General features: G+C 51.4%; 8 protein-coding genes and 2 pseudogenes. 7 read left to right on the forward strand and 3 right to left on the reverse strand.

Features of this window, described 5'->3' with window-relative positions:
* Positions 1 to 74 precede the first annotated feature (74 nt).
* From A3SI_RS08495 to A3SI_RS08505, 3 genes are all read left to right on the forward strand, one after another.
* Positions 75 to 1,616: a GH3 family domain-containing protein gene (locus tag A3SI_RS08495; protein WP_009055106.1), complete on the forward strand. Its 1,542-nt coding sequence runs from the start codon at positions 75 to 77 to the stop codon at positions 1,614 to 1,616.
* Entirely contained in the window at positions 1,616 to 2,257 is a 642-nt protein-coding gene (locus tag A3SI_RS08500) for a LysE family translocator (protein WP_009055107.1), read from the forward strand. Before A3SI_RS08495 ends, A3SI_RS08500 begins: the two co-directional genes overlap by 1 nt.
* A gap of 110 nt (positions 2,258 to 2,367) precedes the next feature.
* A complete protein-coding gene (locus tag A3SI_RS08505; protein WP_009055108.1) occupies positions 2,368 to 2,979 on the forward strand; it encodes a DUF6992 family protein in 612 nt (203 codons plus the stop codon).
* A 67-nt stretch (positions 2,980 to 3,046) separates the two neighbouring features.
* Here the strand turns inward: A3SI_RS08505 and A3SI_RS08510 are convergent, their stop codons facing one another.
* The gene (locus A3SI_RS08510; RefSeq protein ID WP_009055109.1) at positions 3,047 to 3,433 is read right to left on the reverse strand and encodes a DUF1573 domain-containing protein; all 387 of its coding nucleotides are present in this window, start codon (positions 3,431 to 3,433) and stop codon (positions 3,047 to 3,049) included.
* A gap of 89 nt (positions 3,434 to 3,522) precedes the next feature.
* A pseudogene (locus A3SI_RS08515) lies at positions 3,523 to 4,985 on the reverse strand (ATP-dependent DNA helicase).
* 35 nt (positions 4,986 to 5,020) lie between these two features.
* Here A3SI_RS08515 and A3SI_RS08520 point away from each other — a divergent pair.
* The 4 genes and pseudogenes from A3SI_RS08520 to coaD all read left to right on the forward strand — a co-directional run bounded on the left by A3SI_RS08520 (position 5,021) and on the right by coaD (position 7,450).
* A complete protein-coding gene (locus A3SI_RS08520; protein WP_009055110.1) occupies positions 5,021 to 5,512 on the forward strand; it encodes an NUDIX domain-containing protein in 492 nt (163 codons plus the stop codon).
* Between the two features lie 63 nt (positions 5,513 to 5,575).
* Positions 5,576 to 6,157 carry a hypothetical protein gene (locus tag A3SI_RS08525; RefSeq protein WP_040670494.1) on the forward strand — a complete coding sequence of 194 codons (582 nt, stop codon included), beginning with the start codon at positions 5,576 to 5,578 and terminating at the stop codon, positions 6,155 to 6,157.
* A gap of 74 nt (positions 6,158 to 6,231) precedes the next feature.
* Positions 6,232 to 6,999 carry a DUF3822 family protein gene (locus tag A3SI_RS08530; RefSeq protein ID WP_009055113.1) on the forward strand — a complete coding sequence of 256 codons (768 nt, stop codon included), beginning with the start codon at positions 6,232 to 6,234 and terminating at the stop codon, positions 6,997 to 6,999.
* Positions 6,996 to 7,450 (forward strand): annotated as a pseudogene (coaD, locus tag A3SI_RS08535) (pantetheine-phosphate adenylyltransferase). The gene A3SI_RS08530 and the pseudogene coaD overlap by 4 nt, the downstream one beginning before the upstream one ends.
* Here the strand turns inward: coaD and A3SI_RS08540 are convergent.
* Entirely contained in the window at positions 7,389 to 8,171 is a 783-nt protein-coding gene (locus A3SI_RS08540; protein ID WP_009055115.1) for an NUDIX domain-containing protein, read from the reverse strand. The pseudogene coaD and the gene A3SI_RS08540 sit on opposite strands and share 62 nt — an antisense overlap.
* Positions 8,172 to 8,344 lie beyond the last annotated feature (173 nt).

An 8,344-nucleotide genomic window follows, 5' to 3' on the forward strand; every position in this document is an offset into this window, starting at 1 on the left:
TTAATGGTTGAAAGGTTTTCTTTGATGCTCATTCTTATAATTTTGGAGTTCGAACAGCTAGTACACACAAAGATATGGCGATATTAGGGACATTACTAAAAAAAGGCATTCGTTTACGCGATTCACTGGTGCAGGAGTACACGAATCCAGCCGACCTGCAGGCGCGGGAGCTTCAGAAGCTGCTCTTACGGGCGCGAAAGACGGCCTTCGGCCAAAGGTATGCCTTTCTCTCCATCCTAAAAAAATTCCGCCAAAACGAGCAGGAGGCCTTGCAGCTTTTTCGCCAGCAGGTACCCATACACGACTACGACAGCCTCTACGCAGGCTGGTGGCAGCGGCAGCAGGCGGGAGAAAAAAACATTACCTGGCCGGGCCGCACCCGTTATTTTGCGCTCAGCAGTGGCACTTCCGGCGCCAGCTCTAAGTATATCCCCATCACCGGCTCCATGGTGAAAGCCATCCGCAAGGGCGGCATCCGGCAGATGCTCAGCCTGTCTAAATACGAGCTCCCCGATAGCCTATTCACCAAAGGTATATTAATGCTGGGGGGGAGCACCGACCTGGACTTTAATGGCACCTATTTTTCTGGCGACCTGAGTGGCATCACGGCCGGCAGGCTGCCCATCTGGTTTCAGCGCTTCTACAAGCCCGGAAAAACCATCTCCCGCCAGAAAAACTGGGGAGAAAAGCTGGACCAAATCGTTGAAATGGCGCCCAAATGGGACATCGGCATCATCGTCGGCGTACCTGCCTGGCTGCAGATTCTGATGGAAAAAATCATCGAGCGCTATGGTCTGAAGCATATCCATGAGATCTGGCCGAACCTACAAATCTTCGTCCATGGCGGCGTCTCCTTCAGCCCCTACAAGAAAAGTTTCGAAAAGCTCCTCGGCCGCCCCCTCATCTACATGGAAACGTACTTGGCTTCGGAGGGATTTTTGGCCTTCCAGGCCAAACCTTTCGCCCCAAGCATGCGCCTGCTCTTAAATAATGGCATCTACTACGAATTTATCCCCTTCGACCAGCAGCACTTCGATGCAGACGGACAGCTCCTCCCCGAAGCAGAAGCCCTCACCCTGCAGGAGGTGGAGCCCGGCAAGCCTTACGCCCTCCTGATTAGCACCTGCGCAGGCGCCTGGCGTTACCTGATAGGAGATGTGATCGCTTTCGACCAGGTGAAAGAGGCGGAGATCCGGATCGTGGGCCGCACCAAGCATTTTCTTTCTCTCTGTGGAGAACATCTGTCCGTGGACAATATGAACCAAGGCATCCGAGCCCTGGAAGAAAAACTGGACCTCCACATCCGCGAATTTACGGTCATTGGCAAGCCGGAAGGCAGTCTATTCGCCCACCACTGGTACATCGGAAGCAGCGATGCCGTGGACGAGCAGCAGGTGGCCGAAACCTTAGATGCTGCCCTGAAGGCCTGTAACGACGACTATGCCGTGGAGCGCGCCCATGCACTAAAGGCCATTTATGTCCGCATCCTCCCTCCCGAAACATTCTATGCCCACATGCGCGCCCAGGGGAAAGAAGGGGGCCAAAACAAATTCCCCCGCGTCCTAAAAGGAGAGAAAGCCAGCGCCTGGGAGGCATTCATCCAAGAGAACCGTTGATGCAGTCCCTACAGGAAGGCCTGCTCATGGGGCTCGTGCTCTCCTCCATGATCGGGCCCGTATTCTTCACCCTGATCCAGAGCAGCTTGGAAAGAGGCTTTCGCTATGCAGCCCTCGTGGCCACAGGAATCCTCCTTTCCGACATGGCCTATGTGCTGGCCACCTACTGGGGTGTCTCCCGCCTGCAGGAAAACCCTTACCTAGAAGTCGGGCTGGGCTACGGAGGTGCCCTGGTGCTGCTGGGTTTTGCGCTGAGCGCCTGGTGGAAAAAACAAAGCCCCCGTCCTAATAGCGGCGGCCTGCTGCCCAAAAGCAGTGGTAAAAAAAGTGCTTTGCTGAAAGGCTTCGGCGTAAACGGCATCAACCCCTTCGTACTGCTTTTTTGGCTCTCCATCGCCGGATTTCTGCACCTAAAAGACAAGAGCCCCTGGGACACCACCGCCTATTACGGAGGCATCTTGGGCACCGTTTTTAGCATCGACCTGCTGAAAGCCTATGCCGCTAAACAGCTCAGCCCCTTTCTGAACGATCGACGCATGTACCTGCTGAATAAGGCCGTAGCCATCGGGATGCTGGGCTTTGCGCTACGCCTGTTTTGGTTCGCTTATCAGAAACAGCTGCTGCTGGGGACTACGCCCTGACGGGCAAAAGGATAGGCTTAGCCCTACCTGCTGTCCCAACAATTCCACCCCCTGGCGCGTTAGGAGCTCATGCACAACACACGCTCTACCCCCTCCTATGGCATAGCCTTTTGCTGGCCTGCCTCCTCTTTTTCGGCAGCCTGCCCCTCTGCTTGGCCCAGTCGCCTGAACAGGCAGACCAAATCCAAGCGATCGACCTGAAAAGACAGCGCTACAACAAACAAGGCATGCTCATTCTGGGCAGCTGGGCGATCGGTAACATGGCCTGGGGCGCCAGTCAGCTCGGAAGCAGCAGCGGTAGAGTACGGGGCTTTCATGAAATGAATATCGGTTGGAATGCCGTCAACTTGGCCATCGCAGGTGTCGGCTATTACAGTGCCAGCCGAGCGGTAGAGGGCGGCAGTCTGCTGCTTTCCCTTCAGGAACAGCATAGCATCGAAAAAGTACTCTTGGTAAATGCCGCCCTGGATGTAGGCTACATGGTAGGAGGGCTTTACCTGATCGAGCGGGGCCAGCGGCGGGATCAGCCCCGTCTCCATGGCTGGGGCAGTCGGTCGTACTGCAGGGTGCCTTCCTGTTTAGCTTTGACCTTATCAAGTATTTCTTTCACCGTGCAAACACCCAAGCCTCTATCCGCTCCTCGAAAAGGTGCAAGTGGGCGGCGGACAAGTGGGCCTCCTTTGGGAATTTTAGAAGATAGCTTAGGCAAGAAATTTAAATGAAAGGGCTAAACAAAAATGGGCCACCCGATCGGAGGCCCATTTTGTATGTCGAAAAAAGAAAGTTTCCTTATCGGGTCATCACATTCGTGATAATGGCGATACGCTCGATCGGCTCAGAAGCATTCGAATAGATGCGCACTGTTGCCTTTTGCGCCCCGCGCTTACCTGTAGAATCGAAAACCACCTTCATTTCGCCTGACTTCCCCGGCATAATCGGCTCTTTCGGCCATTCCGGTGTGGTACAGCCACAAGAGGCCGCTACATTAGAAATCACCAGCGGCTGCTTGCCCGTATTTTCAAATGTAAAGACATGGGTCACTTTTTCCCCATGCTTGATGTCCCCGTAATCCACCTCTTTTTCTTTAAAGGTAATCACGGCACCATCGGCCTGTGCATGCGCCTCCGCTAAAAGCATGAAGAGCGCTGCGAGTGAAAATAAAAGATACTTTTTCATGATAGTATGTATGTGGGTATTTAAATGATGCGAATAAATTCAAACAAGATAACGAGGTGCTCCGCCAATAAGTTTCCACGCCGCTCGGTCTAATCCTCAGAAGGGGCGCTGCCGCCAAAGAATTCGGGCTTGAAATTCACGAAATACAGCTCTTTTCTCGCCCGCGTGATGGCCGTGTACAGCCAGCGGATAAACTCCCGGTCCACCCCCGTCTCGGGAAGGTAGCCCTGATCCACGAAAACGGCATCCCACTGCCCCCCCTGTGCCTTATGGCATGTAAGCGTGTAGGCGAATTTCACCTGAAGCGCATTCAGGTAGGGATCCTTACGGATCAAATCCCGGCGCTCCACCTTCGAGGCTACATCCCTATAGTCTTCGGCCACAGCCTTATACAAGGCACGATAAGCCTCAGGCTCCAGACTGGGCGCATGACTGGCCAGCACATCGAGCAGGACTTTCGCCTCGAAATAGGGCTCTTCAGGATAGTCTACCAGCCGAAGTTCTAATGTAGCAAAGCGCAGGCCATACTGTGTTTCAAAACCACGGATTTTCATCACCTCCACGAAGTCCCCATTCGCCAGAAAATTCACCTGCTCGGAGTCGGCCATGTACACGTAATTGTTTTTCACGATCATCAGGTAATCGCCCGCTTCGATTTCCTCTTCGAAGAAGTGAATGACACGGCGGATGTAGCCATTGTATTGTACGGCGGCACGGTTCGAGCGCGTGATGATGATGCTCTGTTCCACGCCGTACTTTTCATAGGCATAGCGCAGGCCGTCTTCTAGTCGCTGCCCTGTCATGCGAAAACAGTCCGCAAAGCCCTTGGTCACAAAACGTACTTCGGGCGTGGGCAGAAATAAAAGCTGGCGCAGCGCCGTGGCATTCCACAAGATCCCAGAAGCCTCTGCTGCCGCTTTACTTCGGTCAGCAGCACCTCTTCCACTGGCAGTCGGTAGTGCCTACGTAAATAGTCGGCATCCAGCCCCGGACTTTCCGTGCTTCCTACAGGAGGGAGCTGCGCAGTGTCTCCCACGAAAAGCAGTTGGTTCCCCTCCCCGTCCTGCACAAACTCGATCAAGTCGCGGAGAAGATTGCCCGCAGCGGCAGTCAGTTGATCCCCGAGCATGGAGGCCTCATCGACGATAAAGAGGGTATTTTTATAATAATTTCGCTGCAGCAGAAAAAAACCTTCTCCAGGGGTATTTTCCTCCACAGGGCGGTAGATGATTTTATGAATGGTAAATGCGGTCCTCCCGCTGTAGTTGCCCATCACCTTCGCAGCCCTTCCGGTAGGTGCCAGCAGCAAGGCCCGCATGTTGATTTTCGGTAGCACGCGCACGAGCGCCGCCAGGACGCTGGTCTTTCCGGTTCCGGCGAAACCCTTTAGGATAAAGAGTGCAAAGGAGCTTTTGCGCAGCGCCGCACCTTCTAAAAAAGCCGCTATCTGACGGAAGAAGTCTTCCTGCCCCGCCGTGGGCGCAAAAGGAAACTGCCGAAGCAGATGGGGGAGAAGTGCAACTTTTACCGGGTTCCGAGGGTTTTCCTCCATGAAAAGGGAAAATTTTTAGGGCGATTCAACAAAGGATGTCAAATATACAGAATGAAATCGATAAGACCTTCGGGCATCGGCTGCGTACACGCGTAAATGGGGTTCTAATCGAGGAAGGTAAGGTACTCCTGCTCTGTCATCGGATGGGGCCGGAGCGGCTGTTTTGGAATGTGCCAGGCGGAGGGATGGAGTTCGGAAGCAGTGCCCGGGAGAATCTACGGCGGGAATTTCGGGAGGAAACAGGCCTAGAGGTACGTGTGGGCGCATTTTTAGGGGTGCACGAGTATCTGGAGCCTCCTTTACATGCCGTAGAGCTATTTTTTCAGGTGGAGCGTGTGGCAGGGGAGCCCATGCTGGGCAAAGACCCTGAAATGCCTGAAAACAAGCAATTACTGGAAGAATTACGGTTTATGGACGCCAAAAACATCGCTGCTTTACCTCAGGACGCCGTACATCAGCTATTTTGGGGAATAAAAACGGTCAATGACGTGCTAAAATGGAAAGGTTATTTTAAATTTGAAAAATAATACCTAAAATAGCATCCTGTTAGAAACCATCAACCTTTGTTTACCTCATAAATTTAATTTGAAATGAACGTAACACGTATTGTATCCCTTGTAGCACTGCTGATTTCCTTTGGATTAGGATATCTTCTATACAAGTCTGTGGATGACGTAATGCAAGAAGAGAAGCGTATCGCAAGTACAGAGGCCCGCATCATCGAAAAACTTCAGATGCTTCGCGATGCTCAAGTGGCGTATTATGCTACCAATAATGAGTACGCAGACAACTGGGAAGACCTGCGCGCATTCATCGAGTCAGGTGAAATTTGGTTGGTACAGCGCATCGAAGAAACGAAACTACTGGAATACGGAAAAGAAGAGACGACGGTAACGTTCGACACCTTAGGGTCTGTGAAAGTAATCGACTCCTTATTTAATGAGCGTCGTTACCCGAACTTTAACTTAGAAGCGCTAAATGTAGTGCCAGGTTCCGGTGGCCAGACTTTCGAGTTTTTCGCTGATAAAATCGAAAGAAGTAACCGCGAGATCGGGGTATTTGAGATCCGTGATCCAGATCCAGTGAACCCGAAAAGAAGAGCGAATAACAAAGAAAATGCCTTGCGCGTAGGTTCACGCACAGACACTTCTACATCAGGAAACTGGGAATAAGCTTAACGCCAAGACGTGAAGAAATTATTTCAATCGTATAATCGTGACGAACGGGAAAACATAGCGTTTTCCGTTTGCATTTAGTACTGTTTCCACAGGAGGCACTTGTGCTGTACTTTACGGCACAGGGACTGGTATGTGGGATCGAAAAGTACGCATTTACAGAGCAAGCGGCTTTTATTAGGGACTTTTCGGCGAGCTTCCCCGACCATGATAAGCTACGGCTACGTATTTTTTACCACGGCGCCGACTTTACGCTGGTGCCTGCCCACTTAGCGGGAGAAGAGGGAAATAAAACGTTCCTGGAAGCCACCTGCGGCCCTCAGGAAAATCATGTGCTGCGCTCCGATCGGGTCTCCTCCTGGTCGCTCCAACTCCTATACAGCTTGCCACAAGAGCTGCTAGCGGCGCTTCCCAAGCACTGGGATGTGGAATTTTGGCATGGTGCCTTCACCGGCCTTCAATATACTGGCGAAGAAAAGCGCAAAATGCTAAAAGAGGAGCTCGTACTGATCAGCTATCCGGGATTCATGTACATCGCAGCCTTAGGGAATCAGCGACTCTTAAGCTTTAATCGCTATGAAATTAACAGTTGGACAGAGATCACCCAGTATGCTTTAGGCGTAGCAGAGCATTTGAACTTCGACCGCTTTATGTGCCGCTGCTCCTTCATCGGCAACAGGCAGGCGCTGAGCATCGATCAAAACTGGGGGGCTCAGTATTTTAAAAATTTCATCATTGACCCGATTAAGCCTAGTCTTCGCTTGCATCCCGACTTGCAGCTGGACATGCTCATGCTTCCACTCGAAGGCTTATCGAACACTAAACCCAAAAAACCATGAAGAAGATAGCTATATTTCCGGGATCTTTTGACCCCTTTACTATGGGCCACCATGACATCGTCTTGCGCAGCCTCCATTTATTCGATGAGGTGATCATCGGCATCGGCTATAACTCAGCGAAAAAAAATAGGTACTTCGATGTAGAACTAATGGTAGAAAAGATTTCCAGTGTGTACGAAGAAAATCCACGTGTTCGCGTCATCGTCTATAACGAGCTCACCTCTACCTTAGCGAAAAGTGAGGGCGCCGCTTTATCATTCGGGGCCTGCGGAATACCACCGATTTCGAGTACGAAAATACGATCAGTCAGATGAATCGCTACCTAAACGAAGACCTGGAAACTGTCTTTCTCATCACTTCGCCGACCTATTCTCCGATCAGCTCCACGATCATCCGGGAGGTGCATCGCTATGGAGGAAATGTAAAGGACTACTTGCCCTACAGCCTGTAGGAAGAAGGAAAAGAAGAAAGCCTCCCGACACGTTTTTTAGCGGGCAGCCTCCTGTTCCTTTTTTCAGATACATCTGGTAGAGATAACGCATGGAAGGGTACGAATTAATGAGTGCCAGCTTCGCCTCTTCATGATTCTTCCATGCGATGTCGTGGATCCCCTCCTCTTTCTGTGGGGCCATCTCCCGATCATCTATGCATTCCATCTCGAACCAATACGTCTTTTTCAGAATATTTTTTCGGTTTTGGGTGTAGGTGTGCCAGGTTTTCAGTACCAATGGCCCTGCTTTTACCCGCACAGCACATTCCTCCTCCACCTCACGTACAGCGCACTGCACGGGGCGCTCTCCTTTTTCGAATTTGCCTTTCGGCAAGTCCCACTTCCCTAGCCGATGGATGAAAAGGAGTTGCTCCCCTTTGCGGACGAGTCCGCCAGCCGCCTCGATGGTTAAAAAGCGGCTTTTTACAAATTTCTTCAGCGCGTCCTTATCCGTCCACACTAGCGTGAGCGTATCCAACTTATTCAGTCTACGCGTCCTTAGGCGCTGCAGCAGCGAGATGATGCAGGTCTGTGAAGGGTGCAAAATCAGCACATCGTCCTCCAGTTTCACTTGATCCACCGTCAGGTTTTCTCCCTCATACACGTGATCGAAGCGCTCGCGCTGTTCCACATCCCGTACTGCCAGCAGATCCAGCGGCTTATCATTTACAAAAATTCGCATAGTCGCAAAGGTAATCCTTTCAAAAATGCACAAAAAAAACAGGCACACCAATTTCCAATGGATAAAATGTTAATTTTGAGTCATGAAAATTTTAGACAGAGAAGTAGCCTCTCGGGTAGCTGGGGCACTTTTATCCATCGAAGCCATACGTTTACAGCCGAAAAATCCTTTCA

Source organism: Nitritalea halalkaliphila LW7, assembly GCF_000265075.1.
Classification (GTDB): Bacteria; Bacteroidota; Bacteroidia; order Cytophagales; family Cyclobacteriaceae; genus Nitritalea; species Nitritalea halalkaliphila.

What these genes read in the sequence shown, in the direction of transcription:
- A3SI_RS08495 (WP_009055106.1), top strand. Translation starts at nt 75, where the DNA reads ATGGCGATATTAGGGACATTACTAAAAAAAGGCATTCGTTTACGCGAT.
- A3SI_RS08500 (WP_009055107.1), top strand. Translation starts at nt 1,616, where the DNA reads ATGCAGTCCCTACAGGAAGGCCTGCTCATGGGGCTCGTGCTCTCCTCC.
- A3SI_RS08510 (WP_009055109.1), bottom strand. Translation starts at nt 3,433, where the DNA reads ATGAAAAAGTATCTTTTATTTTCACTCGCAGCGCTCTTCATGCTTTTA.
- A3SI_RS08520 (WP_009055110.1), top strand. Translation starts at nt 5,021, where the DNA reads ATGTCAAATATACAGAATGAAATCGATAAGACCTTCGGGCATCGGCTG.
- A3SI_RS08525 (WP_040670494.1), top strand. Translation starts at nt 5,576, where the DNA reads ATGAACGTAACACGTATTGTATCCCTTGTAGCACTGCTGATTTCCTTT.
- A3SI_RS08540 (WP_009055115.1), bottom strand. Translation starts at nt 8,171, where the DNA reads ATGCGAATTTTTGTAAATGATAAGCCGCTGGATCTGCTGGCAGTACGG.